Raw genomic sequence first — 25,284 nt, 5'->3', positions numbered from 1 at the left:
GACTCAGCGTCCCTTCCAAGACGTGAAAGTGAGGCCAAACTGACTTAGGGTTACCTAACTGCCCTCTCGCCAGGCCCGCCACAGTCGTGCGTACCGGCCGCCGAGAGCCACCAACTCCTCGTGCGTTCCGTGCTCCACGACGCGTCCCGCATCCAGCACGGCGATCCGGTCCGCCGCCATCGCCTGGGTCAGCCGGTGCGCCACGAACAACGTGGTCCGGCCCGCGCATGCGGCCAGCACGGCACGCTCCAGCTCCGCGGCGCCCTCGCTGCCGGCCTCCGCCGTCGACTCGTCGAGCACCACCACCGGCGACCGGCGCAACACCAGCCGGGCCAGGGCGATCTGTGCGTCCTTGGTGACGTCCAGACGCTCGCCACCCTCACCGACCAGGGTGTTCAGCCCGTCGGGCAGCGCGTCGGCCCACCCGTCGGCGCCGACCGTCCGCAACGCGTCCATCAGCTCGGCGTCGGTCGCTTCCGGCGCGGCCAGCCGCAGGTCGTCGGCGAGCGGACCGGAGAACACGTGCGTCTCCTGCGTCAGCAGGCTCACCAAGGCCCGCGCCCCGGCCTCGTCCTGGCCGGCGAGGTCGGTCGCACCCACGCGCACCACCCCGGTCTGCGGGGTCCCGATGCCCGCGATCAGCGCGGCCAGCGTCGTCTTGCCCGCGCCCGTCGCCCCCACCAGCGCGAGCGAACCGCCGGCCGGGATCGTCAGGCCGACATCCCTCAGGACCGGTTCCTCGGCGCCGGGATAACGGAACGTCAGCCCCTCCACCGTCACCGGCAACGGCGTGGCGTCCGCCGACGTGACCGCCGCGTCGCCGACCAGCCGGTCCTCCGCGGGCTCCCCCACCACTCCGACCAGCCGGGTCAGGCTGGCGCCCGACTTCTGCGCCTCGTCGAAGGTGAACATGATGAGGCCCAGCGGGGTGAACAGCCGGTGGAACAGCAGCGGGGCCGCCGACACCTCGCCCAGGCTGGCGGCGTCGGCCTCCAGCAGGGCGTACCCCACCACGATGATCAGGACCAGTCCGATGAACTCCGCGCGGTTCTCCCTGCCGACGAACCGCCCGAAGAACCGGAACACCTCGACACCGAGATCGCGCACCCGCCACGACTCACGGTCGACCTTCTCGCGGAAGGCGCTCTCCAGGCGGTACGCCCGGACCGTGTCGATCCCGTTCAGACCACTGATCAACGCCTGCGCCCGGTCGGCCTGGGCCGCCCGCTGCTTCCGGTAGAGCGGGGCGGACCTCGGGAGGTACCAGCGCAGGGCCAGCGCGTACGCGGGCAGCGCACCGGCACCCGCCAGGCCGAGCCGCCAGTCCAGTCCGAACATGCCGGCCGTGGCGATGGCGACCAGCACTCCCGCCGAGAACACCGTGGGGATGGCCGTGCGGATGCCCTTGGAGATGACGGCCACATCGTCACCGACCCGGGACAGCACGTCTCCGCGGCCGACCTGCTCGATCCGTGTGCTCGGCATGCCGAGCACCGCCCGGACGGCGCCTTCGCGCAGCCGCGCGAGCAGATCCGCGCCGAGCCGCCCGATCAGGTAGGTCGACACCGCGGTGGCCGCCGCGCCGAGCAGAGCGGCGGCCGCCATCAGGGCCCCGATCGTGACCAGGACCGACTGCGACGCACCCTCGACCACCCCGTCGACCACCCGGCCGAGCAGGAGCACCGGAACCACCTGGAGCGCCGCTCCGGCCACCGTGGTGAGCACGGAGGCGACCGTCAGCCCCGGCACCTCACGGCAGTGCGCCGCAACCCATCGGCTCGCCTCGCGTCCGGTCGCCGTGCGCAGGGTCGCCGGGGCGACGCGCGTGTCGGTGGTGCTCACACCTAACCGACCGACTTGACGAGCTCGTCGATCGCGTACGGCAGGGACAGCAGGGTGCTCTGGGAGATGGCTGCGCCGACCGCCGGGCCCTCGCTGTCCGGCAGGTACGACACGTGCCCCTTCTTCACGGCGTCCAGGTTGGCGAACAGCTTGAACTTCTTCAGCGCGTCCGTGTCCGCCTTGTCGTTGATGACAAAGATGCGGTCGACGTCGACCAGGTCGATGCGCTCGGGGGAGAGCTTGGTGTAGAAGCTGCCGCCCGCAACCTTGTCGATCTTGGTCTGGTACGGGAAGCCGATGCCCGTCACCAGCCGTCCGCGTACGTCGGTGGAGGTGAACGGCGCCACCGAGTTCTCGTACCAGGACAACGCGACGGCGGTTCGGTTCGCGAACGCCGGGTGCGCCTTCTTGGCCGCGTCGAGCTTGTCCTGGATGCCCTGCACCAGCTTCTTGCCCTCGGCCTCCTGGCCGAGTGCCTTGGCGATCTGGAGGGCGTTGTCCTGCCACGGCGCGCTGAACGGCTCCTTCTCGGCCTTGGTGCGGCCCACGGTCGGAGCGATCTTGGAGAGCTTGTCGTAGGCGGCCTGGTCGATCTCGGAGTAGACCGCGATGATCAGGTCCGGGCGCAGGGCGGCGATCTTCTCGTAGTTGGGGCCGGAGTCACCGTTCTTCATGATGACCTCGGGCTTGGTGTCGCCCCACTTGTCCTTGACCCAGGGCCACTGGGTGTTGATGTCGGGAGACTTGCCCGCCGGGTTCGGGTACTGGTCGACCATGCCGACCGGCTTGACGCCGAACGCCAGGATGGTCTGGTCGTCCGTGTAGCCGACGGAGACGACCCGCTGGGGGGCCTTGGTGATCGTCGTGGATCCGAACGCGTGCTCCACGGTGGCCGGGAACACGCCGGCTGCGGCAGTCGAGGTGTCGTCGCCCGCCTTGTCCGCCGAGTCGGACGAGCCGGAACCGCATCCCGCGAGAAGTCCGACGCCGAGAGCCGCGGCGGACAGTGTCGCCGCCAACCGCCGCCAGGGCTTCGTACGCGTCGTTCGGTGGAGGAGCATCCAAGATCCCCTTGCTTTCGCGCTGTCCACTGCACCCCCGTCTAAGGGCAGGCAAACCTTACCGTGGAGAAGTGAGGTTAGCCTAGCCTAACCAATGCAACTTCGCCGGGATCTAGTCGAGTTGGACGTGCGCGCGGCCGATCGGCACGATGAGCGGCCGATCGCCCACCGGGTCGTCGATCACCTTGGCACGCAGTCCGAACGCCTCGTGCAGCAGCTCAGCGGTGATCACGTCACGCGGGTGCCCCTGCGCCAGGATCGCCCCCTCCCTCATCACGATGAGGTTGTCGCTGTAGCGCGTGGCCAGATTGAGGTCGTGCAGCACCATGACCACGGTGCACCCCGACTCGTGCAGGTCGTCCACGAGGTCGAGCACGTCGATCGCGTGCGCCAGGTCCAGGTAGGTGGTCGGCTCGTCCAGCAGGAGCAGGTCGGTGCCCTGGGCCAGGGTCATCGAGATCCAGACGCGCTGACGCTGCCCGCCGGACAGTGAGTCGACCGGGCGGTCGGCCAGGTCGGACACCCCGGTCATGGCCAGCGCGCGCTCCACGACGGCTGCGTCGTCCGACGACCACTGCCGCAGCCAGCTCTGGTGCGGATGGCGCCCCCTCGCGACCAGGTCGGACACCGTGAGCCCCTCGGGCGCGACCGGCGACTGCGGCAGCAGGCCGAGCTTCTTCGCCACGTCCCTGGTCCGGAGCTTGACGATGTCGTCGCCGTCCAGCACGACCGTTCCCCTGGTCGGCCTGAGCAGCCGCGACAGGGTGCGCAACAGGGTCGACTTCCCACAGCCGTTGGGGCCGATGATCGTGGTGATGATCCCTGACGGGATCGCCGCGTCGAGATCGTCGATGACGGTCCGGGCACCGTACCCGACCGTGACGCCTCTGGCTGCCAGACGTGAGGTGTCATCGACCGCGGACTCGATCCCGGTGATGGACTGAGCGACCACAAGGCCTCCTGATTCAGGCTTCGCCAACTTCTTGTCAGCTATCTGCGGTTCGCCCGCACCAGCAGATAGACGAGGAAGGGGCCGCCGAACGCAGCGGTGACCACGCCGACCGGGAGACCGATCGGCAGTGCCGTGCGCGCGACCAGGTCCGCGCCGATCAGCAGCAACGCTCCCGCCATGCCGGAGGCCGCCATCGGCGGCGTCGGACACCGCGCCAGACGCATCGCCACCTGCGGAGCCACCAGCGCGACGAACGGGACCGGGCCCGCCGCGCTGACCGCCACACCGGCCAGCAGCACCGCGCACAACAACAGGATCGCCCGCACCGCCGAGTACCGGACGCCCAGGCCGGCGGCGACCTCGTCGCCGAGGTGCATCGGCTTGAACTGGAACGCGACACACGTCACGACGACCAGGAGCACGATCGTGCACCAGAGCGCCACCCGGACCTCGCCCCACGACCGGTTGTCCAGCGAGCCGACCAGCCATGCCTGGGCCCGGGCCACGTCCCTGATGTCGGCCGTGGCCAGCAGCCAGGTCGTGATCGCCTCCGTCACGGCGCTGACCGAGATGCCGATGAGGATGAGCCGGAAGCCGTCGACCCCGCGCCGCCAGGCCAGGAAGTAGACCAGCAGACCCGTGCCGAGACCGCCCGCGAGCGCCGCCGCGGACAGGCCCACGGCGTTGACGATCGCCGCGGCGGTCCCGCCCGACACCGTCACCAGGAACACCGCGACCGCGCTGGCGCCCCCGGTGATCCCCAGAATGTCCGGGCTGGCCAGCGGATTGCGCGCGATGGACTGCGTGATCGCCCCGGACACTCCCAGCGCGATGCCCACGACGAGTCCGGCCAGGGCCCGCGGCATCCGCAGGTCCATGATCACGAACTCATCGACCTGCTCACCCCGGCCGAGGAGCGTCGCGATCACCTGGGGCAGGCGGATGGGGAAGTCCCCGACACCGATGGACAGGCAGAACACCAGGAAGGTCGCCGCCGCCAGCAGCAGCGTGACGAGGGCGATCCAGGGCCGCCATACGAACGACACATGGCCGAGCCGCACGCCCGGCGCCACCGATGGCTTCAACTCTGTCCCGTTCATGCGTTCTTGAACTTTCCACGCCACACCAGTGCCGCGAAGAACGGGGCGCCGAGGAGGGCGACGAGGACACCCGCGTCCAACTCGCCCGGCCGCACCACCAGGCGCCCCACGATGTCGCAGACCAGAAGGACGACGGCGCCGAGCAGACCCGCGTAGGGCACCAGCCAGCGGTAGTCGGGCCCGGTCAGACAGCGGGCCACATGAGCCACCATGAGCCCGAGGAACGCGATGGGGCCGCACGCCGCCGTCGCCGCGCCGGCCAGCAGGGTGACGGCGGCGATGCCGATGGTCCGGCTCAGCGCGAGGTTCACCCCGAGCGCGCGTGCCACGTCGTCACCCAGGTTGAGCAGATTGAGTGCGGGCAGCGTGATCAATGCCAGCACCAACCCGGCCGCGATGAAGGCGGACACCGGCCAGATGACGTCGAATCCGACACCGGCCAGCGAGCCCGCGTTCCAGAACCGCAGCGCGTTCAGCGCCGCCTTGTCCGACAGTGAGACCGCGGTGGTCATCGCCGCGAGGAACACCGTGACCCCTTGCCCGGCCAGGGCGAGCGTCAACGGGCTGCCGGCCCCCCGGCCGATGCTGGCCAGCCCGAACACGACGACACCGGCGACCGCCGCGCCCAGGAAGGCGAACCAGACGTACTGGAACGGGTTGGCGAAGCCGAACACGGCGATCACCGACACGACCGCGAACGAGGCACCGGAGTTCACCCCCAGCAGGCCCGTGTCGGCGATCGGGTTGCGCGTGTACCCCTGGATCAGCGCTCCGCCGACCCCCAGGGCGATGCCTGCCACGATCCCGAGCACCGTCCGGGGCACCCGCACGGTCTGCACGATGAGCCTGATCTCCGTGAGCCGCTGGTCGGAGTCCGGCGCCGCGAACAGCCCGTGCCACACTTCGGCGGGACTCAACGCGCGTGCGCCGACGGCCAACGACACCGTCGCGGTGATCACGAGGAGCACCACAAGCGTGCCCAAACCCACGACCCGTCGCCGACGGGCCTCTGTTGTGCCCCTGGGCGCGGGGCGCTCGACTGCGGTCGTGCCCATGTCGACGTACGTCATCCCTCTTGATGTCACGGGGTTGCACAGTGCTGCCGCGCCTGCCGGGTGGGGCTCCGCCCGTCGGGGCGCGGCCGTGGGGGGTGGACCGGCTAGCGGGCGGTGCTGCCGGTTCCGTCGGCGACCGTCCGGGCCTCGTCGGAAACGGACTTGAGGCCCCGGTCGAGGAGCGAGTCCAGGATCTCACCGACCCTGACGGCGGTGTTGGACAGCAGGGACGAGGTGATGCCGTGCGTATGCTCCGTGCCGCCCTGCAGATAGATGCCGCAGCGCAGGTCGGGGTCCGTCGCGATGCGGTAGTCGCGCTCGACGCGGACGCGGCCCCCGTCGTCTCGGAGGCAGCGGTCCGCGACCTCGCCGAGCAGAGCGACGGGGTCGGCGGGACTGTAGCCGGTGGCGAAGACCACGACGTCGGCGTCGAGGAGGGTCTCCTCGCCTGTGACGAGGGAGGTGACGGTGGCCCGGACCCTGTCCGGTGTCTCCTCGACGTCGGTGAGGTGGGACACGTTGAGGAAGCGGAGCCGCTCGGTGCCCAGGACCTTCTCCTGGTACATCTGCCGGTACAGGTCGTCGATCAGGTCGATGTCCACCACGGAGTAGTTGGTGTTGCCGTGGTAGTCCATCAGCCGGCGCTTGACGTTCTCCGGCGCGGTGAAGTACTCGTCGACAGCCGTGGGATCGAAGATCCGGTTGGCGAAGCTGCTGTCGTCGGCGGGACTGTAGCCGTAGCGGGAGAAGACGGCGCAGACCTCGGCCTCGGGGAACCGGCGGTGGAGGTAGGCGACGTTCTCGGCGGCGCTCTGTCCGGCGCCCACGACCATGAACCGGGAGGGCGAGGTGCCCTCCAGTCCGTCGACCTTCGCCAGCAGTTCGGAGTTGTGCCAGACGCGGTCGGTGCGCTCCACGCCCTCCGGCATGAGGGGACGCAGGCCGGTGCCGATGACGAGGTTGCGTGCCCGGTGGACCGCGAGCCCCTCAGCCGACCGGACCGTCACATCCAGATACTCCACGGCACCGTCGAGGACGACCGGCATGACGCCCACGACCTCGTGGCCGTAGGAGACCAGGTCGTCGACCTTGTCGGCGGCCCACTCGAAGTAGTCGTGGAACTCCACCCGTAGCGGGAAGAGGTTCTTGTGGTTGATGAAGTCGATCAGCCGTCCCCGGCTCTGGAGGTAGCACAGGAAGCTGTACTCGCTGGCGGGGTTCCGGAGCGTCACCAGGTCCTTGAGGAAGGACACCTGCATGGTCGCGTCGTCGATGAGCATGCCACGGTGCCAGCCGAAGCGCGGCTGCTGCTCGAAGAAGTGAGCGGTGACCGCTTCCTCCCTGCCGACGCGTGCGTTGTGCTCGCTGAGCGCGATCGCCATGGCCACGTTGGACGGCCCGAAGCCGATGCCAATGAGGTCGTGGATCAAAGGGGCGTCGCCAGGACGAGCCTGTGCCATGTCACTCCCATCGTGCGGGGGCAGCCGCCATGCGGGGCAGGCAGCCGTTGGTCTTGCAGCGGGAAGTACGGAAGTCGGGCACGCCGAAGAGTCGCGACCCGGAACTTAGGTAAGGCTAAGCTCAGCACATGAAGCTGTCCATAGGCAAAACGGACAGCTGGGAGCGCCGCGGTCTCCAACACCCGTCCGGACAAGCCCCGTTGACCACTTAGGTAAGCCTTGCTTTACTGGCCACGGCCAATCCCTGTCCTGAGGAGGAACCCCATGCGGGTCGTCATGTTCGGCTACCAGACCTGGGGGCACCGGACCCTGCAAGCCCTCCTGGAATCCGAGCACGACGTGGTTCTGGTCGTGACGCACCCCAAGAGCGAGCACGCGTACGAGAAGATCTGGAGCGACTCCGTCGCCGACCTCGCCGAGGAGCACGGCGTCCCGGTCCTGATCCGCAACCGCCCCGATGACGACGAGCTGTTCGAGCGCCTCAGGGAGGCCGACCCGGACATCATCGTGGCCAACAACTGGCGGACGTGGATCCCTCCGCGCATCTTCGGTCTCCCCCGCCACGGCACGCTGAACGTCCACGACTCGCTGCTGCCGAAGTACGCCGGCTTCTCCCCCCTGATCTGGGCCCTGATCAACGGCGAGCCCGAAGTCGGCGTCACCGCGCACATGATGAACGACGAACTCGACGCGGGCGACATCGTCCGGCAGGAGGCGGTTCCGGTCGGACCGACGGACACCGCCACCGATCTCTTCCACAAGACCGTCGCCCTCATCGCCCCGGTCACCGTCGGCGCGCTCGACCTCATCGCCGCCGGACAGACGGAGTTCACCCGGCAGGACCGCTCCCAGGCGAGCTTCTTCCACAAGCGGTCCGCCGAGGACATCCGCATCGACTGGACCTGGCCTGCGGAGGATCTTCAGCGCCTGGTCCGCGCCCAGTCCGAGCCGTACCCCAGCGCCTTCACCTTCCACAAGGGCAGGCGACTCGAGGTCCTCGCCGCCGTGGTGTCCGAGGGCCGCTACGGCGGCACTCCCGGCCGCATCTTCTACCGCGAGGGCGACGGCGTGGTGATCGTCGCCGGAGCCGATGCCCGCACCGGCCGCAACCACGGCCTGGCCATCACGCGCGTACGGACCGAGGACGGCCGGGAGTTGGTGGCGACGGAGTACTTCACCTCCATGGGCGGCTACCTGACCAGCCACGCCTGACACGCCTTCCACGCCGGCATCGCAGCATGTCGGCCCCGGTACGGTCTCGGGACCGACAGGACATCGCCGTCGCGCCGACCACCGGTCCGCGCGGCGGCGATCGTCTTCGGCCAACTCCGCACAGGCAAGCCTTAGTTAGGCTAACCTAACGGAGGCACTCCCCGGGGTGCGGAGGTGACACCCGCGGCGGGGGCGGCCACCGACTCGGGCACGCCGAACAGCAGGGAACTGCCTCGATCCGCGCACGGCAGCGCGTCCCCCTCCGTACGGACCGGTGTTCACACAGACGGAGACGGAGAAGAGGAGAGCCGTGGAACGATCGGTCGTCACAGGAACGGCTCAGGACCCGTCCGGCCTCAGGTTCGCCGTCATCGGGCTGTCGAACACGCCCACCGACTGGGCCCAGGTTCTCCATGCGCTGAACAGCGAACTGACCCTCGACGCCCTGACGGTCCAGGACGGCGGAACGGTCCGGGCCGGCAGGCGTGCGGAAGGTCCGCCCCACGAGGGGGGCGACGATCGCAGCGAGGTCCTCGGTCCACCGCGCCTGAGCACGACGCCGCCCAGCGTGCTGGACCTCAACGCGTACCTCGTCTACGCCATGGGAAAGGCCGCGCGCCGGAGACTGTCGGAGAAACTGACAGCCAGGGGGTTACGACTGTGGCATCTGACCGCCATGGCCATGCTGGCCGACCTCGGCCCGCAGCCCAAGAGCACTCTGGCATCCAGGCTGGACATGAACGCGAGTGACCTGGTCAAGATCGTCAACGACCTGGTCAAGGCCGGACATGCCGAGTGCCTCCGCCAGCCCGGCGACCGCCGCCGTGTCTACGTGCGGCTCACCCCCGAGGGACGGTCGGCCCTGGACCTGCTCAACGCCGACATCGCCTCGGCGGACGATGATCTCCTGGCCCCTCTGAGCGAGGAGGAGCGCGACCAACTCGGCTCCTTGCTACGCCGTGTGCACGCGCATCTGACCCCGGCCACGTCCAGCGTCGTCCAGGAGGAACGGACCTGACCGCACGGCATGCGTCAGGGGCAGGGCGGGCGGTACGTTCCAGGGCCTGACCGACTTGCCGAAGCTCCCGGAGGCGAGTGTCCGCCCGTCCGGGCTGAACGCCACCGACCAGAGCCGGTGTGCCCCTTCAGCGGGTTGCCGCGCGACCTGGGCCGGTTCGGGTCCGAGACGCTCCGGGTGGCCGTAGCGGTCCATCGTCGCCCGTCCGGCACTGCCCTGAGCCACAATGCCCCCATGACCGATGATCAGTCCCGGATTCCTGCCCGTCCGTTGCTACGTCGCCCCCGGGACGGTGAACTCATAGACGTCGCCGGTGTCGCGCACTTCTTCCGGCTCACCGGCGAACACACAGGCGGGCACCTGGCCTTCGAGGAGTTCAGCCTCGCCCCTGGCACCATCGGTGCCAGGCCGCACGTGCATGAAGGACACGACGAGTACTTCTACGTCCTCGAGGGCGAGTTGACGCTCCACGCCGGGGACGGCGAGGTCACGGCCGGCCCCGGGCATCTGCTCGCCGCGACCCGCGGCACTCCGCACGGCTTCCGCAATGCGGGCCCCGTCCCCACACGCGCCCTGTGCATCTACACCCCTGCCGGCTACGAGGACTACTTCCGCGACGTCCACGCCGCAGTGAGCGCCGGGGCCGAAGCGACCGACGAGTTGCTGGCCGAGTTCCGCAGCCGTTACCGGACCAGTTCCTACCTGCGGGGGTAGTCCCCCGTGTTGCCCTTGAAGCGCCGGCCCGCGGCGATCTCCTCGCCGACCACCGACCGGACGGTCTCGTCGTCCTGGAAGGGGAGCGGGTCGATACTGCTCGTCTCCTGACGGATACGCTCGACCTCGCGCTCCAGGCGCTCGAAGCCGGCTTCCTCGTCGCCGTCGTCGCCGCTGAAGGTGAACTCTTCGAGCAGGCGCTGGAAGCGGAGGGTGACGTGGACGAGGGAGGAGACGTCCGTGTGGAGTTCCTGCACGGTCTCCTCGTCGGCGTCGAAGGCGTGCACCTTGCCGGAACCGGGGTCGAGGGCGAGGTAGGCGTTGAGCAGCCGGCCGATGACGGGCCATTCGCCCGCGTCCTCCGAGGCGTCCTCGAAGTCCTCGATGTGGACGACGTCCTGGACTAGGGGCAGGAGGCCGGTGTCCTCGTCGGGCTGACGCAGCAGGAGCGTGCCGGTGGGGAAGCCGACGGTCTGCAGGAGGCGGGCGCCCTCGGTGTCTGCGATGGAGGGCGGGAAGGCGGTGGCGGGCAGGGTCGCGAGCCGGTCCTCGCCGAAGATGTCTGCGAGTTCACTGCGGGTGACGTCGAAAACCACTGCCGGAACTCCGAACTCGGCGGCCCGGGCGCCGTAAGACTCTTGGTGGACGGAAGCGGTCACAACAACAGCGTTGCGGATCGAGGCGCTTGCGGCGACTCCGATTCGCCCCGCACGCGCACCCGCCCTCTTACGGGACGAACTTGTTGTCCGAGGGCGAGAGGTGCCGCCATCAGAAACGGCGTCTTGACCCACTCCCGTACGTGGCCCCGTCCCCGCCGATCCGGATCAGATGCCTCGTTCGATCGAGTCCATGAGCCGTTCCCCGGCTTCGTGGGCCTGTACGGGAAGCAGACCGCGCAGGGGGCCGTCGATCAGGAGTACGGCCAGGCCGTGCACGGCGGACCAGACGAAGTACTCGGCGCCGGGGCGACGGTCCGGCGGCAGGGCGCCGGTTTCGACCAGGTCGTCCAGGGCTTCGCCCAGGAGCTGGAACGCGGTCAGGCCGCCGGGGCCGTCGGCGGCTTCGTTCTCGGTGTCGGCCATGTCGGTCGTGGAGAACGCGGCGCGGAACAGCCCCGGTTCGGCCTGGGCGAAGCGCAGGTAGCCGGCGGCGAGGGCGCGGACGCGGGCGCGGGCGGACTCGACCGGGTCGCCGGCCGGCGGCAGGGCCGCCGGCTCCGTCTCCATGGCGGCGGCCAGTTGGGCCAGCGCGGCCTGGCGGATGGCGCGCAGAAGGGCGTTGCGGTCGGCGAAGTGGCGGTAGGCGGCGTTGGGGACCACGCCCACCCGCCGGGTGACCTCGCGCAGGACCACCGCGTCCGGCCCGCCGTCGCGGACCAGTTCGAGTCCGGTCTGGATCAGTGCGTTCCGCAGGTTGCCGTGCCGGTAGGTGTCGCGCTTCCCCGCGCTGGTCCTGGAAGTCATCGCCACTCCTTTTGTGGACGGCGTCCACATAGCTGTGTACCCTGCGAAGCATCTGCCCCCACATGATGGCGTCTCTTGCGGCGCCGCAATGTGGACAGCGTACACAAGGTGCATTGAGCAGCTGGATCGTCCGTTCCGCGGCACTGTGCGGAGCGGCGGTGATCCAGCTGTCACAGTCAATGACGGGGGATCCATGGATCACGCAGTACGACTTGATTCGCTGACCAAGACCTACGGATCGGGCGACAGTGCGGTGACCGCGCTCCGCGACATCCGGGTCTCCTTTCCGAACCGGAGCTTCACCGCCGTCATGGGGCCGTCCGGCTCCGGGAAGTCAACGCTGCTGCAGTGTGCCGCCGCCCTCGACCGGCCCACGTCGGGCCGCGTCTTCATCGACGGCACGGATGTCGCGGGGCTGAGCGAGACCCGGCTCACGGAGTTCCGGCGGGAGTCGACCGGCTTTGTCTTCCAGGCGTTCAACCTGCTGCCCTCGCTGACCGCCGAGCAGAATGTGGCGCTGCCGGTGCGCCTGGCCGGGCGCAGGCCCGATCGGCAAGCGGTGCTGCAGGCACTCGCCCAGGTGGGGCTGGAGAAGAAGGCGGGGAGCCGTCCCGGTCAGCTCTCCGGCGGCCAGCAGCAGCGCGTCGCCATCGCCCGCGCGCTGGTGACGCGCCCGGCCGTGCTCTTCGCCGACGAACCCACCGGTGCGCTCGACCTCGCCACAGGACGCGAACTGCTTGATGTACTGCGGAAACTGGTCGACAGCCCCGCAGGCGACGGACTGACCACGGTGGTGATGGTCACCCACGATCCGAATGTGGCCTCGTTCGCGGACCGGGTGCTCTTCCTCGCCGACGGCAACCTGGTCGGCGAACTGGTCTCTCCCACCTCCGACGCGGTCGCCGCGCGGATGACCGGGCTGGCGGTGCCGAAGTGCTAGGAGTGGCTTTCCAGACCCTGCGGGGTCGCTGGGTGTCGTTCCTCGGCACCGCTGTGGCTCTGGTGCTCGGGGTCGCCCAGGTCGCGGCCATGGGCGTCCTGCTGACGACCATGCTCGACCTGCCGGACCGGCCGGTGGAGCGGTTCGCCGGGGCCCCGGCCGTGGTGATGCCCTCCGACCCGACGTGGAATCCCGCCCACCACGACCTCGGCGTCCGCTCGCTGCCGCAGGCCAGGGGCATCACGCAGGATCTGCTGCGGAAGGTCTCCGGCACCGGCGCCACCGTGGTGGACCGGGCCTTCTACGCCCAGCTCCAAGGCGGCCCCCAGGACCAGGTCGGGCATCCCTGGCCGGTGGCACGGTTCGGCGGGTACACGTTGCTGGACGGCCGCGCGCCCGCCTCGGACAGGGAGGTCGTCGTCCCCTCCGGCCAGGCGCGGACCGGCCACAAGGTGACCGTGCTGACCGCCGCCGGCGTCGGAACGTACACGGTGAGCGGCACCCTCTCGCCGGTCGGCTGGGAGGACGCGGTCTTCTTCACCGACACCGAAGCGGCCCGCCTCGCCCCACGGATCGACGCTCTCGTCGCGCTCGGCGCGACCGACAAGGTGCGCGAGGCGGTCGGCAAGGACGCCGCGGTGCTCACCGGGCAGGACCGTCACCAGGCCGACGCCAGCGAGGACCGCGACCGCGAGGCGCTGGACAACACCGTCACCCTGGTGCCGGTGATGGCCAGTGTGGCGGGCACCACGGCGGTGTTCGTGGTGGCCTCCACCTTCGTCTTCGCAGTGATTCAGCGCCGCCGCGAGGTCGCGCTGCTCCGCACGGTGGGTGCCACCCCCCGGCAGGTGCGCCGGATGATCCGGAACGAGGCGCTGCTGGTCAGCGGCTTCGCATCGATGGTGGGTACGGTACTCGGCCTGTTCGGCGCGCAGTTGCTGGCCGACCTGCTCATCGGGCTGGGTGTCTCCCCACCCTGGTTCCGTGTCGAACCCTCGCTGCACTGGACAGTGCTGGCGCCACTCGCCGCCGCCTTCCTCGTCGGCGTCCTGGTGGCGCTCTGCGGTGTGGCCGTCGCCGCACGGCGGGCCGGCGGCATCCGTCCTGTCGAGGCGCTGCGCGAGGCGGCGGTCGACGACTCCGGGACGACCCCGGGGCGACTGCTGCTGGGTGCCGTCGGGCTGGTCTGCGGAGCCGGGCTGACTGTTTGGATCGCGCTCGGCGATCCGGCCATGGTCCTGTCGCCCAGCGCCTACGCCCTTGCGCTGCTGGTTCCGGTACTGGCCGCCGCTGTGCTCGCACCGCTCGCCGTCGGACCGTTCACCCGGCTGCTGATGTGGCCGCTGCGCGGCTGCTCGGGCCCCATCGCCATGCTCGTACGGGAGAGCGTGCTGACCTCGCGGCGGCGCACCGCCGCCACCGCCGCACCCATCCTGCTCACCGTCGGCCTGACCTTCTCACTCCTGGCCGCCACCGACACGCTCGGGGCGGCACGCGAAAGCGGGTTGCAGAACCAGGTGCGGTCGGAGTATGCACTCGCTCCCGACGGCACCCCGGGCATCAGCCCGCAGGTCGTCGAGAAGGTCTCCCGTATCGACGGCGTACAGGTCTCGGCCCCCGTCCTCACCACCCTCTACACCCACGACGAGGACCGGTTGGAGATGAACGACGGTCTCGTCATGGACAGTGCCGCGCTGCAGCGGATGACGGATCTGAAGGTGGTCGACGGCTCGTTGGACACCCTGGACGACCACAGCACGGTCCTGCCCGATCTGTGGGGCAGGAAGGCCGGCTCGACGCTCACGGTCCTGATGGCCGACGGCGAAGAGGCCGACCTGCGTATCGCGGCCACCTACCATGCGCTGCGCGGCGAGGACGTCGCCTATCTGCCCCAGCGGTTCGCCGGCACGGCCGTCTACGCCCGCGACGGACTCGCGCGGCGCGCCTACATCTCACTGGAGTCCGGCACCGACCGCGCCGCCGCGACCACGGCCATCCGCAAGGCGGTCGCCGGCACCGGAGCGCGCTTCGTCACCAGGGACCAGTTGGTCGCCTCGGAGAGCGCGTACGCACGCCACCTGACCGAGGTGCGGCAGCGCTCCATCACCGTGATCGTCGTGATGTTCTGCTTCATCGCCGTTCTCAACACCCTGCTCATGGCGACCGCCGACCGGCGACGCGATCTGGCGGTGCTCCGGATGGCCGGAGCCACCCCGAAACAGGTCATGCGGTTCTTCGTTGCCGAATCGCTTCTCGTGGCCGCCATCGGGGTGTCACTGGCCCTGATCGCGACGGCGCTCAACCTCACCGGTCTGTGGGGCGCACTGCACCAGTTGTTCGGCACCGCACCCATCACGGCGCCCTATCCGGTGATCACCGCCATCGCCGTCATGTCCACGCTGCTCGCCGTGGCCGGAACCGTGCTGCCCGTCGGCGCGGCATTGCGCGCCCGGTGTCTCTACCTGTGTTCGGGGTTCTCGTAGTCGTGGCGGCAGCCGGCGTCCCAGGCGGTGCGCTGGTTGCCGTAGGCGGGGATGCCACCGAGGTCCTTCAACGCCCGGGCCAGGTGCAGCAGGTTCCAGGTCATGAAGGTGGTGTTGCGGTTGGTGAAGTCGTTCTCCGGGCCGCCCGAACCGGGATCGAGGTAGGAGGGGCCGGGGCCTGCCTCGCCGATCCAACCGGCGTCCGCCTGGGGCGGGATGGTGTACCCCAGGTGCTGCAGGCTGTAGAGGACGTTCATGGCGCAGTGTTTGACGCCGTCCTCGTTGCCGGTGATCAGGCAGCCGCCGACGCGGCCGTAATAGGCGTACTGGCCGGCTTCGTTGAGCAGGCTGGAACAGGCGTAGAGGCGTTCGATCACCTGCTTCGTCACGGAGCTGTTGTCGCCCAGCCAGATGGGGCCGGCCAGCACGAGGATGTCGGCCGCCATGACCTGCTGGTACAGATCCGGCCAGGCGTCCGTCTCCCAGCCGTGCTCCGTCATGTCGGGCCACACACCGGTGGCGATGTCGTGGTCCACGGCCCGTACGACATCGACGCTCACTCCCTGCGCGTCCATGATGGCGGTGCTGCGGTCGATCAGGCCCTGGGTGTTGCTGGTCTCCGGCGAGCGCTTGAGGGTGCAGTTGATCACCAGGGCACGCAGGTCGTCATACCGGGCCGGCGGTGCGTCGGTGGCGGGCGGCGAAGTGGTCACACGGTCCTCCCAGAGCCCGGCAGCCGCACGGTTCGGCGGCGCGTCCACATCCGCCTCCAGCGTGCGGGGCGACCTCGGCGGGCGCCACCACGGCTCCTCCGAACGGCCTCGGCAGCGCCTGCGGCGCGAGCACACCCGCCGCCGCGCTCGTGAACCGTTCGCGGGTCCGCGTTGCAGGGGGTTCGATGCGGAGTGAGACTTGTGGGTGGCGGTTGCGTCCCGGGGTGCCGGACCCGTGGACCGCTCGTCCGGCGGCTCAGGTCCGCCGGAAGCGTGTCGTGTCCCCGCAGGACGCCTCCTCTCCCGCCGCTCTCGCTGCTCATGGACGGAGGGGTCATGCTGCGTGACCCTTGGCGAACTCTGAGCGTCTCCGTAGTGGCTTTGCTCGGTGGCGTGACCATGCTGGCCGCGCCGCCGGCTGCCACGGGTGCAACAGGCCCGACGGACACGGGCGTTGCCGCTCCCGACGTTTCCTGCGCGTGGCCGGCCGTCGTCAGACCCGGCAGGCTGAACTTCGCCTTTCCCGAGACCAACGCGACGTACTGGATGATGCCCTACCGACTGGGCGAGGGAGACCGCATCGTGGCGCAGGGGACGTACCCCTCCGCCCGGTTCACCTCGCTGACGTCGTACGACAGCAAGGGCTCGACCGTCGATTCCCTCGCCGACCACGAGATCGCCCCGAGTTCCGGCAGCAAGAACCCGTTCGCCGTCCCGGACGCGGGTACCGACCCGGCGCACCATCGCTACCAGGTCACTCTCAAGCCTGGTACCGCGGCCGGCGCCGGCGGCAACACGATCGCCGCCACCGGCAACAGCTCCGGGGCGGGATCGGGCTTCCTGGTGCTGAGGATCTACGTGCCGGACAAGGGCTCCGACCCGACGGGCGGCGTTGCCCTGCCGTCGCTTTCGGTACAGCGTCAGGGCAGCAGTCCCAGGGCCGTCCCGACCTGCCCCGGGGCCTCTTCGGCGCAGGGCGCCGCCGGCCCGATCGCCAACGAGCTGAAGGATCTGGTGAAGAAGTACGCACCGCCCGGAGGATTCGAGGGCTGCGGAAAGTACACGGCGAGCGACCCGGGCTTCGCAGAGCCCAACAAGGCGGCTGGGCTGTTCCCCAACCCGTACAACAAATACCTGTGCACGCCGCTCGAGTACAAGTCGGGCCGCATCGCCGTCATCCGCGGCAAGGCACCCACGTTCCCCGACACCATCAACGGTCAATCGGTGCTCACCAAGGCCCAGGTCAGGTACTGGTCGCTCTGCCAGAACCAGCTCCGACTCCCGTACCCGGTGAGTTCCTGCGCCGCGGACTTCCAGACGGCCCGGAGCAAGGACGGGCACTACACCTACGTGGTGTCCACCTCGCAGGACCGTCCCGCCAACGCGACGACACCGGACGGCGTGACGTGGATCGACTGGGGTCCCACCAACGTCCAGAGCCTGCTGCTCCTGCGGAACATGCTTCCGGCGCAGGACTTCCCCGACGCGGTCCAGGACGTGAAGAAGGGTGACGACCCGGAGAAGGTCATGGGCGCCTACTACCCGGCGGTCACCTACTGCAGCAAGGACACCTTCGCCAAGGGCGGAGCGGACGCCTGCGCAGGCTGAGCCGCACGTCGAGCCGGTCGCAACGATGCGGCCCGGCTCCCTGCCCATGGTGCCGACCCGCCGGACCGCGGCTTTCGCGTCCTGACCGTCAGGCCGGTGCGCTCACGCCGTGACAAGGGTCAACGCGGCGGCGCGGCGGCGACCGTGCGGGCTCTGCCGGCGGCGAGGCCGGCCATGACCTGAACGGCGCAGGCGGTCAGCAGTGCGGCCAGGGGCCACGCCCAGGTTCCGGTCATGTCGTGCAGTGCTCCCGCGCCCAGGGGACCCAGTACGCCGATCAGATAGCCGATGCCCTGGCCCATGGCGGACAGGGCGGCCGTTGTCGGCGCGTCGGGGGAGCGCAGGGCGAACAGGCTGAGCGCGAGGGCGAATCCGGCTCCGAGTCCGAGTCCGAGAACGGCCACGGACGGCCAGATCAGGCTCCTGGGGCCCGCCACGACTCCCGCGAGGCCGGACGCGGTCAGGCAGGCCACGGTCACCCCGGCCGCCCGCTGGTCGGCAAGGCGCCGCCCGGAAGCGGCCAGCAGCCAGGCGCCCAGTACACCCACGGCGTTGCACAGGGACAGTGCGAGGCCCGCGGATGCCGCACTCAGGCCACGGTCCTGCCACATGGTCGGCAGCCACCCGAAGACGGTGTACGACAAGAACGCCTGTGCGCCGAAGAACAGAGTCACCTGCCAGGCCAGCAGGCTCCGCCACAGCCCGGGCGGCCGCCCGCCGGAGTCCGGTGCCGCCGCGGTGTCCCCGCCGCGCGGCTGCCGGTCGAGGGCCATCAGCAGCACCACGACCGTCACCACCGAGAGGGGCACCACGAGGAGCAGCAACGGTATCCGCCAGGCCGATCCGGTGGCCTCGGCGAGGGGGACGGCCACGGCAGGGCCTCCCGCGGCGCCGAACGTGAGCGCGCCCGAGTAGAACGCGGACACACGGGGCACGGACTGCGGGAACCGGCGCTTGATGAGACCTGGTATCAGCACGTTGGCGACCCCGATCGGTGCCGCGACCAGCACCGTCCCCGCGAACAGCGCGACGGGTGAAGCACCCGTCCGTACGAGTCCGCCCACGGTGAGGACGACGAGCGAGACGGTCAGGAGGGTGCGCCCGGAGTAGCGGCGGTCGAGCCGCGGGGCGACGAAGGCGAAGAGTCCCAGGCACAGCACGGGCAGGGAAGTGAGGACGCCCACCGCCGTGTCACTGAGGTCCAGGTCGTCGCGCAGCGGCTTGAGCAGCGGGGCGACGGAGGTGAGAGGCGCTCGGAGGTTGAGCGCGAGCAGGGCCAGGGCCACGAGAAGCAAGGGCCTGCTGCGGGAGGGTAATTGCGGTGCTGGAACCTGGTCCGCTTCGCGGCGGGAGGAGGGGGAGCTGAGGGCCATGGCACGGTCCGATCTGCACGTGGGGATCGACGTCCCGATTACGATACAGTGCGTACTGAATCAGTTTGCGGGCATGCCGAGTCGCTCCTCGGATCCGGCGGCGGCCGCACCCGGCAGACTGAGCGGAGAGACACCTCGAACCGCATCGGAAGGCAGCCCTGTGCCCCGCAGCTCGACACCTCCGGACAGTGCCACCCGCACGGCCGGCCGGAAGAAGGACCCGCAGATCGACCAGGCGGTGCTGCGCGCCACCCTCGAACTGCTGGAGGAGATCGGGTACGCGGGAACCTCCATCAGCCAGGTGGCTTCCCGCGTGGGGGTCTACCGGCCCGCCATCTACCGCCGCTGGCCGTCGAAACAGCACCTGGTCGCGGCGGCCGTCGTCTCGGCCCTGGGCCACGAGCCCACGCCCGACACCGGGGACCTGCGGGCCGACCTCCTCACCGGTATCGGAACGCTCGTCGACGCCTTCACGTCGACGAGCGTGAGCCGGGTGCTGACCGCTCTTGTGGCCGACCTCGCCCAACAGCCCGATCTGCGCCAGGAGTTCCTCGACTCGGTCTTCCAGTCCCGCCGGGCCTCCACCGCCCGCCGCCTGCACACCGCGGCCGCGCACGGAGACATCCGCCCGGACTTCGACCTGGAGTTCGTCCTGGACGCCCTGGCCGCCCCGGTGTACTACCGGGCTCTGTTCGGCCACGGCCCCGTCACACCGACCGTGGCCGAACAGAGCGTCGATCTCGTACTGACCTCCTTGCGGCCGCACTGACGGCGCGGGTTCGCCCGGTCCCCGCCGCGCGCGGCGGTGCGGCGGGGAGGGGGCCGCCCCGGGATCACGAGGCCGGGCGGAGCGTCATCGAGCGGGGGCCGCGGTCGGGCGGGCTCATCGCGGTGTCGACACGGCGCAGGGCCCGGCGGCCCGGGTCGGGGAGCTGGTCGGCGACCGCGGCGGGCAGGTCGGCACGGCCGGAGACGGAGAGTTTGCGGTAGACGCGGCTGAGGTGGAGTTCGACGGTGCGCCGGGTGACGTAGAGGCGGTCGGCTATCTCCTTGTTCGTCAGGCCCTCGGCGGCCAGCAGGGCGGTGCGGTGCTCGGCCGGGGTGAGGGCGTCGAGGCCGGTCTCGGCGCCGCGCCGGGGGCGGGCGCCCGCCGAGGCGAGGTCGTCGCGCAGGGTGTCGACGAGCGCCCCGGCGCCGCACTTCTCGGCCAGGGCGAGAGCCGCGCGCAACTGTTCGCGGGCCTGGCGAACCTTGCGCAGTCGCCGCAGTTCGTGGCCCAGGGAGCGCAGCACGCGGGCCTGTTCCAGCCACGCCCCGGAGTCCTGGAGCAGCTCGGCCGCCTCGTACAGCAGGGGGGCGCGCTGCCCGCACCGGGTGACGAGGGCGAGTGTGTGCAGGGCGGTGGCGACGGCGTGCGGAGCGCCCCAGGCGCGGGCCAGGTCCAGTTCCTCGCGGGCCAGCCGCTCGGCGGTGGCGGAGTCGCCCGCGTGGGCGTGGACGGCGGCTGCGGCCGTGCGCCACGGGTAGGGGTCGTGGTGGTGCGCGCCGCGCAGCAGCAGCTGCCCGCACTCCTCCAGGTCGGCGAGCCCGGCCTGGGTGCGGCCGAGCGCCGCCTGCAGCCGGCCCCGGTGGAACAGCAGATCGGGCAGGGCCGCCTCGGGCAGGTCGGTCAGCGCCAGGTCGTCCAGAAGCAGCCGGCGCGCCCCGTCCAGGTCGCCGGTCTCCAGGAGGATGCCGCCGAGCCGGCAGCGGGCCAGGGCGCTGCCCAGCCAGGTCCCGGCGGGCCCGTCCGCGAGGGCCGCGCGGGCCGCCCGGGCCGCCTCGCGCAGCCGTCCGGCCTTGTAGCCGCAGACGGCCAGGGTGGTCTCGGCGAGGGCCGCCATGGTGCGGGCGCCCTCCTCGCGGGCCGCGGCGGCCAGTGCGCGGCAGGCGTCCAGTGCCTCGTCGTGCTCCCCCGCGTCGCACAGCAGGTGTGCGAGCAGCAGCCGCAGCGGAGTGGTGGGCACGTCGGCCGGGCCGACGGGTTCGTTCAGCCCGGTGCGGGCGTGGCGGACGACGTCCTCGCGCCGCCCGCCCTGTGCCCGGGCGGCGAGCGCCGACAGCGTCGCCTGGGCGCAGCGCACCCAGGGGGTGCGGGCGGCGGTGGGAGCGGCCGGGACGGGCAGCGGTGTGCGGTTGCCGCCGGTGAGCAGGGTGAGCACACCGAGGACGGCGACGGCGCCGGCGGCCGGTTCCTGGGCGTGGTCGACGGGTCCGAGGTCCACGAGCGCGCCCCGTACGGTGCGCTGGGCGCCGTCCAGGTCGCCGTCGAGAGCGGTGGCCTGGACGAGGTTGACGAGGGAGGCGATGGCGGCGGTGTCGGCGCCGTGGCGCGGCAGGCCCAGGGCACGCAGCCGGCTCACGGCGGCTGCGGGCGCGTCGGCGGCGAGTTCGACGCAGCTGAGCCGGCGCAGCAGTTCGGGCTGGTCGCAGGGTTCGCCTTCCTGTGCGCACCGCTCCAGCAAGGCGCGGGCCTCCTCCAGGTCGCGCCGGGACAGGGCGGCGCAGGCGGAGTCGAACAGCAGCCGGTAGGCCCAGCGTTCACCGATGCGCGGGGCGTGCCGCAGATGGTGGACCACTTGGTGCGCGGGGGCGCCGGAGGCGTGCAGGGCGTGGGCCGCCGCCGCATGCAGCCGCGCGTGTTCGCTGGGCGGCAGCGCGGCAAGAAAGGAGACCGGCATCATCGGCTGGGCGAAGGCGACGCCCTCGCCGGTCTCCTGCAGCACGCCGCAGCGTACGAGGGTGTGGAGCATGTCGGCGGCCTCGGTACGGGAGATGCCGACGAGGTCGGCGACGAGGGCTGCGGTGCCGGCCCGGCCGGTGACGGCGACGGAGTCCAGGGCCCGGCCGACGCCGGGGAAACGTTCCTCGAAACGGGCGACGACGGTCTCCGCCACTTCCACCGAGCCGAGGGAGTCGATCTGTTCGCAGGTCGGTTCGGTCGCGGTGCCGCCGCGTCTGAGTTCGCGCAGCAGGGCCTGGACCAGCAGCGGGTTGCCGCCGGTGGCCCGGTGACAGGCGTGCACCAGGGCGTCGGCGACGGGCCGGCCGAAGAAGGAGGCCAGCAGGTAGCCGACGGCGTCCGGGTCCAGGCCGGGCAGCACCGTGCGCTGGTGGAAGTCGGAGACGACGCGGGCGAGGGTGGCGGTGCCGTCTCCCCGCGAGCGGTCTGCCCGCGTGCCCTCGCCACCGCGCCCGGTGCCGTCGCCACGCGCCGTGTCGTCGCGGGGCAGGGTCAGACCGGGGGCGATCGTGGCCAGCAGAGCCACCGGCAGCCCCTCCAGACGGGCCATCAGGTGCTCCAGCCAGAGCAGCGAGCGCTGGTCGGCCCAGTGCAGGTCGTCCACCGCGATCAGCAGCGGTGTACGGGGGGTGAGTGCGCCGATGAGCTGGTCGAGCCGGCCGGCGGCGGCCTCGGGGGTGCCCGGTTCCTCGGCGGGCCGCCCGGCGGACGCGTCTGCGGGTATCAGGACGGCCCGCGGGCGGGGGTGCAGCTGGCGCAGCACGTCGCAGGTCAGGGCGGTGCCGGACGGCCGGGCGCGGATGGAGGTCGTCTCGAATCCGCCTGCGCGGGCGGTTCTGACGGCGGCACGCATCAGGTACGACTTGCCGGACCCGATGCCCCCCTCCAGCAGGAGGCTGGCGCCCGCGCCGGTCGCCGCGGAGGCCAGGACCCTTTGTAAATCAGACACTTCACAGTCGCGGCTGAGCACACGAATCCCTTCGTCGTTCCGTTGGCCCGGGAATGCTGTGGTTCTCGCGCCCCGCGTGATGCCGTACGCGGCCCGGGCCGGCGCGGCCGGACGCCCTCCGGTGTCCACCGGCCGGAGGGTGTCCGGATTCAGACGCTGTCCACGGCCCCGTGGTGGCTGCGCCACTGCGGCGTGGCCACACCGGCGAGGACGACCTCCACCACGTCCTCGGCGAGGGTGGGAGTGAGCGGCAGGTGGCCGAAGAGCACCCGGTAGTAGGCGGTGGAGGCGAGCATGTCCAGCAGCAGGTCGATGTCCGCGTCGGGGCGGATGTCGCCGCGCCGGATGCCCCGGCGCAGGGCGGCCGCAGTCGCGGCGCGACGTGGGTGGAACAGCTCGTTCAGGAACTCCGACTCCAGTTCCGGGTCGTCGGCGAGGTCCGCGATCAGCGCGGGCAGCGCGCGTCGACCGACGGTGGTGGTGAAGGCATGGCTCAGGGTGCGGATCCCGGCGATGAGGTCGCAGTGGGTGCAGCCGGTGTCGGGGGTGGGTGAGGCGCCCATGGTCTGCACGAGCGCGCTGACCACGAGGTGCTGCCGGGAACGCCAGCGGCGACGCAGTGTCGGCTTGCTGGTGCCGGCCCGGGCGGCGACCGCCTCCAGCGTCAGCCTGCCGTAGCCGACCTCGTTGAGGATCTCCATCACCGCGCGCCGTACCGCGGCGTCGATGCGTTCGTCCCGCGGTCGGCCTCGCGACCGCTGCGCCGTCGTCGGGGCGGTACCCGCGGCGCCCTGTGGCGTGTTCACCATGCCTCCAGTATATTTATGATTCCGTTCCGCATCGGAATGGAATTCTCTCACACGAGGTGACGTCATGTCTCAACACGTCGGCGAGTTACCGGACGACCTGGGGAGCCCTGCGACCGCCGCCGAGTCCACGCGGCCGGTGCGGGCGGAGAGCGTCTTCTCCGGTCCCTACCGGGCGCTCAGTCTCGGCGTGATCCTGTCGGTCGGCATGGTCGCGTTCGAGTCCCTGGGCGTGGCCACGGTGCTGCCCGACATCGCCCGGTCTCTGGACGGCCTGGGCGCCTACGGCTGGGGCCTGTCGGCGCTGATGCTCGCCAACATCATCGGCACCGTGCTCGCGGGGCGGGCTGCCGACCGCCGGGGCCCGTGGGGGCCGGCGACGGCGGGGATGGCCGTCTTCGCGGTGGGCTGCGCGGCGGCCGGGGCGGCCGGCTCCTGGCCGCTGTTCCTGGCGGGCCGCTTCCTCCAGGGCCTGGGCGTGGGCGCCGTGATGGCCATGGCCTACACGGTGATCGGACTGGCCTACCCCGAGCATCTGCGGGCCCGGATGTTCGCCCTGCTCTCCTCGGCCTGGACGATCCCGTCGCTGATCGGCCCGGTCGTCGCGGGCACGCTGGCGGACAGCACCACCTGGCGCGCGGTGTTCCTGCTGATGCTGCCGATCGTGGCGATCGCGGCGCTGCTCACGCTGCCCGGTCTGCGCCGCCTGGAGCGTCCGCAGGCCCGAACGGGGGCGGCCCCGGCCGAACCGTGGTGGAAGGGCCCGCTGGCCAGTGCCGTGCTGCTGACACTGGGCACCGGTGTGCTGCTCCAGGCGCTGCTGCTGGAGAACATGGTTCTGCTGGTCGTGCTCGCGGTGGCGGGCATCGCCGTCGCCCTGCCGGCGCTGCGCCGGGTCACCCCGGAGGGAACCCTGACCGCGCGCGCGGGGCTGGGTGCCGGTGTGGTCATCCGGGGCCTGCTGTGCGGGGTGTACTTCGGCAGCGAGGCGTACCTGCCGCTGGGCCTGCAGGAGTTGCGCGGGCAGAGCGCGTGGGCGGCCGGTCTCGGCCTGTCGGCGGGTGCCATCGCCTGGGTGGTCGGCTCGGCCTGGCAGGCCAAGCGGGACACCGCGGCGGGCGGACGGACCGGCAGCGTGGCCCTCGGCTTCGTCGTCCTGCTGCTGGGCGTCGGCGTGATCGCCCTGTCGATCCTGACCGAGTCGGTCCCGGCGTGGTGCGCGGTCGTGGGCTGGGCCGTCGGCGGCATCGGCATGGGTGTGGCGTTCAACGCCGCCACCACCGACACGCTGGAGCAGACACCGGCGGAGCGGCAGGGCGAGATGAGCGGGGCGCTCCAGCTCGCGCAGACCCTCGCCACCGGCGTGATCGCCGGCCTCGGCGGCGCGGCGCTGGCCATCGCCGAGCACTACGACTCCACCACCCGTACGGCGCTGGCCGGACTGTTCGCCGTCACGGCACTGCTCGCTCTGATCGGCGTCCTGCTCTCCAGGCGCCTGCGGCCCGCCGCCACGACCGGGTGACGGTCTGAACAAGGCGTCCGGCACCGGGACGGCTCACGGTGCCGGACACCGAACGGCCTGCCGTACGCACCGCGAGGGCGGGCATGCGGGCCGTGTGCCACCCCCAGACTGCCGCCGGGTCGACCCGATCCGGGCGGACGGTGAGCGCTCCATCCCCCGTCGCGCGACACCGGACCGCCGGACCTGCCCGGCGGCACAAGGAAGTCCTCGCCCGGCCGTTCAGCACGGCCG

20 protein-coding genes are annotated in these 25,284 nt (G+C 71.2%); 8 read left to right on the top strand and 12 right to left on the bottom strand.

Annotated elements, in window-relative coordinates; genetic code table 11:
- Nucleotides 1-54: 54 nt before the first annotated feature.
- The 6 genes from ABZ471_RS26590 to ABZ471_RS26565 form a co-directional block, all read right to left on the bottom strand.
- On the bottom strand, nucleotides 55-1,842 hold the full coding sequence (locus ABZ471_RS26590) for an ABC transporter ATP-binding protein (RefSeq protein ID WP_359069588.1): 1,788 nt from the start codon (nucleotides 1,840-1,842) through the stop codon (nucleotides 55-57).
- 2 nt (nucleotides 1,843-1,844) lie between these two features.
- Nucleotides 1,845-2,903: an iron-siderophore ABC transporter substrate-binding protein gene (locus ABZ471_RS26585; RefSeq protein WP_359069586.1), complete on the bottom strand. Its 1,059-nt coding sequence runs from the start codon at nucleotides 2,901-2,903 to the stop codon at nucleotides 1,845-1,847.
- A gap of 112 nt (nucleotides 2,904-3,015) precedes the next feature.
- Nucleotides 3,016-3,855: an ABC transporter ATP-binding protein gene (locus tag ABZ471_RS26580; protein WP_359069583.1), complete on the bottom strand. Its 840-nt coding sequence runs from the start codon at nucleotides 3,853-3,855 to the stop codon at nucleotides 3,016-3,018.
- A gap of 38 nt (nucleotides 3,856-3,893) precedes the next feature.
- A complete protein-coding gene (locus ABZ471_RS26575; protein ID WP_359069581.1) occupies nucleotides 3,894-4,955 on the bottom strand; it encodes an iron ABC transporter permease in 1,062 nt (353 codons plus the stop codon).
- Nucleotides 4,952-6,010 carry an iron ABC transporter permease gene (locus ABZ471_RS26570; RefSeq protein WP_359069654.1) on the bottom strand — a complete coding sequence of 353 codons (1,059 nt, stop codon included), beginning with the start codon at nucleotides 6,008-6,010 and terminating at the stop codon, nucleotides 4,952-4,954. The genes ABZ471_RS26575 and ABZ471_RS26570 overlap by 4 nt, the downstream gene beginning before the upstream one ends.
- Nucleotides 6,011-6,114: 104 nt before the next feature.
- Complete coding sequence (locus tag ABZ471_RS26565; RefSeq protein WP_359069580.1) at nucleotides 6,115-7,470, bottom strand: SidA/IucD/PvdA family monooxygenase; 1,356 nt, start codon at nucleotides 7,468-7,470, stop codon at nucleotides 6,115-6,117.
- Nucleotides 7,471-7,734: 264 nt separating this feature from the next.
- On the opposite strand from ABZ471_RS26565, the gene ABZ471_RS26560 reads away from it, so the two are divergent.
- The 3 genes from ABZ471_RS26560 to ABZ471_RS26550 all read left to right on the top strand — a co-directional run bounded on the left by ABZ471_RS26560 (nucleotide 7,735) and on the right by ABZ471_RS26550 (nucleotide 10,414).
- Complete coding sequence (locus ABZ471_RS26560) at nucleotides 7,735-8,682, top strand: formyltransferase family protein (RefSeq protein WP_359069578.1); 948 nt, start codon at nucleotides 7,735-7,737, stop codon at nucleotides 8,680-8,682.
- A 310-nt stretch (nucleotides 8,683-8,992) separates the two neighbouring features.
- Nucleotides 8,993-9,700: a winged helix DNA-binding protein gene (locus ABZ471_RS26555; protein WP_359069577.1), complete on the top strand. Its 708-nt coding sequence runs from the start codon at nucleotides 8,993-8,995 to the stop codon at nucleotides 9,698-9,700.
- Between the two features lie 234 nt (nucleotides 9,701-9,934).
- Complete coding sequence (locus tag ABZ471_RS26550; RefSeq protein ID WP_359069575.1) at nucleotides 9,935-10,414, top strand: cupin domain-containing protein; 480 nt, start codon at nucleotides 9,935-9,937, stop codon at nucleotides 10,412-10,414.
- Here ABZ471_RS26550 and ABZ471_RS26545 read toward each other — a convergent pair.
- Together ABZ471_RS26545 and ABZ471_RS26540 are read right to left on the bottom strand one after the other, a co-directional pair.
- Nucleotides 10,399-11,010 (bottom strand): SUKH-4 family immunity protein, encoded by a 612-nt coding sequence (locus ABZ471_RS26545; RefSeq protein ID WP_359069573.1) that lies wholly within the window; start codon nucleotides 11,008-11,010, stop codon nucleotides 10,399-10,401. The two genes, ABZ471_RS26550 and ABZ471_RS26545, sit on opposite strands and share 16 nt — an antisense overlap.
- A 228-nt stretch (nucleotides 11,011-11,238) precedes the next feature.
- Nucleotides 11,239-11,877: a TetR/AcrR family transcriptional regulator gene (locus ABZ471_RS26540; protein WP_359069571.1), complete on the bottom strand. Its 639-nt coding sequence runs from the start codon at nucleotides 11,875-11,877 to the stop codon at nucleotides 11,239-11,241.
- Between the two features lie 193 nt (nucleotides 11,878-12,070).
- Between ABZ471_RS26540 and ABZ471_RS26535 the strand changes: the two genes are divergently transcribed.
- Together ABZ471_RS26535 and ABZ471_RS26530 are read left to right on the top strand one after the other, a co-directional pair.
- The gene (locus tag ABZ471_RS26535; RefSeq protein WP_359069570.1) at nucleotides 12,071-12,817 is read left to right on the top strand and encodes an ABC transporter ATP-binding protein; all 747 of its coding nucleotides are present in this window, start codon (nucleotides 12,071-12,073) and stop codon (nucleotides 12,815-12,817) included.
- A gap of 2 nt (nucleotides 12,818-12,819) precedes the next feature.
- Nucleotides 12,820-15,300: an FtsX-like permease family protein gene (locus ABZ471_RS26530; RefSeq protein ID WP_359069568.1), complete on the top strand. Its 2,481-nt coding sequence runs from the start codon at nucleotides 12,820-12,822 to the stop codon at nucleotides 15,298-15,300.
- Here ABZ471_RS26530 and ABZ471_RS26525 read toward each other — a convergent pair.
- Entirely contained in the window at nucleotides 15,276-16,013 is a 738-nt protein-coding gene (locus ABZ471_RS26525; RefSeq protein ID WP_359069567.1) for a flavodoxin family protein, read from the bottom strand. The genes ABZ471_RS26530 and ABZ471_RS26525 overlap by 25 nt on opposite strands.
- 336 nt (nucleotides 16,014-16,349) lie before the next feature.
- On the opposite strand from ABZ471_RS26525, the gene ABZ471_RS26520 reads away from it, so the two are divergent.
- On the top strand, nucleotides 16,350-17,621 hold the full coding sequence (locus ABZ471_RS26520) for a hypothetical protein (protein WP_359069565.1): 1,272 nt from the start codon (nucleotides 16,350-16,352) through the stop codon (nucleotides 17,619-17,621).
- 119 nt (nucleotides 17,622-17,740) lie between these two features.
- Here the strand turns inward: ABZ471_RS26520 and ABZ471_RS26515 are convergent, their stop codons facing one another.
- Nucleotides 17,741-18,907, bottom strand: coding sequence for an MFS transporter (locus ABZ471_RS26515; RefSeq protein WP_359069652.1), 1,167 nt, complete (start codon nucleotides 18,905-18,907; stop codon nucleotides 17,741-17,743).
- A 247-nt stretch (nucleotides 18,908-19,154) separates the two neighbouring features.
- Between ABZ471_RS26515 and ABZ471_RS26510 the strand changes: the two genes are divergently transcribed.
- Nucleotides 19,155-19,763, top strand: a complete 609-nt coding sequence (locus ABZ471_RS26510) for a TetR/AcrR family transcriptional regulator (protein ID WP_359069563.1) — start codon at nucleotides 19,155-19,157, stop codon at nucleotides 19,761-19,763.
- 64 nt (nucleotides 19,764-19,827) lie between these two features.
- Here ABZ471_RS26510 and ABZ471_RS26505 read toward each other — a convergent pair whose 3' ends face one another.
- Together ABZ471_RS26505 and ABZ471_RS26500 are read right to left on the bottom strand one after the other, a co-directional pair.
- On the bottom strand, nucleotides 19,828-22,746 hold the full coding sequence (locus ABZ471_RS26505; protein ID WP_359069561.1) for an AAA family ATPase: 2,919 nt from the start codon (nucleotides 22,744-22,746) through the stop codon (nucleotides 19,828-19,830).
- 128 nt (nucleotides 22,747-22,874) lie between these two features.
- Nucleotides 22,875-23,534, bottom strand: a complete 660-nt coding sequence (locus ABZ471_RS26500; protein ID WP_359069560.1) for a TetR/AcrR family transcriptional regulator — start codon at nucleotides 23,532-23,534, stop codon at nucleotides 22,875-22,877.
- Between the two features lie 64 nt (nucleotides 23,535-23,598).
- On the opposite strand from ABZ471_RS26500, the gene ABZ471_RS26495 reads away from it, so the two are divergent.
- Complete coding sequence (locus tag ABZ471_RS26495; protein ID WP_359069559.1) at nucleotides 23,599-25,053, top strand: MFS transporter; 1,455 nt, start codon at nucleotides 23,599-23,601, stop codon at nucleotides 25,051-25,053.
- Nucleotides 25,054-25,284 lie beyond the last annotated feature (231 nt).

Origin of the sequence: Streptomyces sp. NPDC005728 (genome assembly GCF_040630895.1) — a bacterium.
Lineage (GTDB): Bacteria > Actinomycetota > Actinomycetes > Streptomycetales > Streptomycetaceae > Streptomyces.
This window is presented reverse-complemented; position numbering and strand designations above follow the sequence as displayed.

Excerpts from the sequence above, each read along its gene's own strand:
- ABZ471_RS26585 (WP_359069586.1), bottom strand. The coding sequence starts at position 2,903 with ATGCTCCTCCACCGAACGACGCGTACGAAGCCCTGGCGGCGGTTGGCG.
- ABZ471_RS26575 (WP_359069581.1), bottom strand. The coding sequence starts at position 4,955 with ATGAACGGGACAGAGTTGAAGCCATCGGTGGCGCCGGGCGTGCGGCTC.
- ABZ471_RS26570 (WP_359069654.1), bottom strand. The coding sequence starts at position 6,010 with ATGGGCACGACCGCAGTCGAGCGCCCCGCGCCCAGGGGCACAACAGAG.
- ABZ471_RS26565 (WP_359069580.1), bottom strand. The coding sequence starts at position 7,470 with ATGGCACAGGCTCGTCCTGGCGACGCCCCTTTGATCCACGACCTCATT.
- ABZ471_RS26560 (WP_359069578.1), top strand. The coding sequence starts at position 7,735 with ATGCGGGTCGTCATGTTCGGCTACCAGACCTGGGGGCACCGGACCCTG.
- ABZ471_RS26550 (WP_359069575.1), top strand. The coding sequence starts at position 9,935 with ATGACCGATGATCAGTCCCGGATTCCTGCCCGTCCGTTGCTACGTCGC.
- ABZ471_RS26540 (WP_359069571.1), bottom strand. The coding sequence starts at position 11,877 with ATGACTTCCAGGACCAGCGCGGGGAAGCGCGACACCTACCGGCACGGC.
- ABZ471_RS26535 (WP_359069570.1), top strand. The coding sequence starts at position 12,071 with ATGGATCACGCAGTACGACTTGATTCGCTGACCAAGACCTACGGATCG.
- ABZ471_RS26520 (WP_359069565.1), top strand. The coding sequence starts at position 16,350 with ATGCTGCGTGACCCTTGGCGAACTCTGAGCGTCTCCGTAGTGGCTTTG.
- ABZ471_RS26500 (WP_359069560.1), bottom strand. The coding sequence starts at position 23,534 with ATGGTGAACACGCCACAGGGCGCCGCGGGTACCGCCCCGACGACGGCG.
- ABZ471_RS26495 (WP_359069559.1), top strand. The coding sequence starts at position 23,599 with ATGTCTCAACACGTCGGCGAGTTACCGGACGACCTGGGGAGCCCTGCG.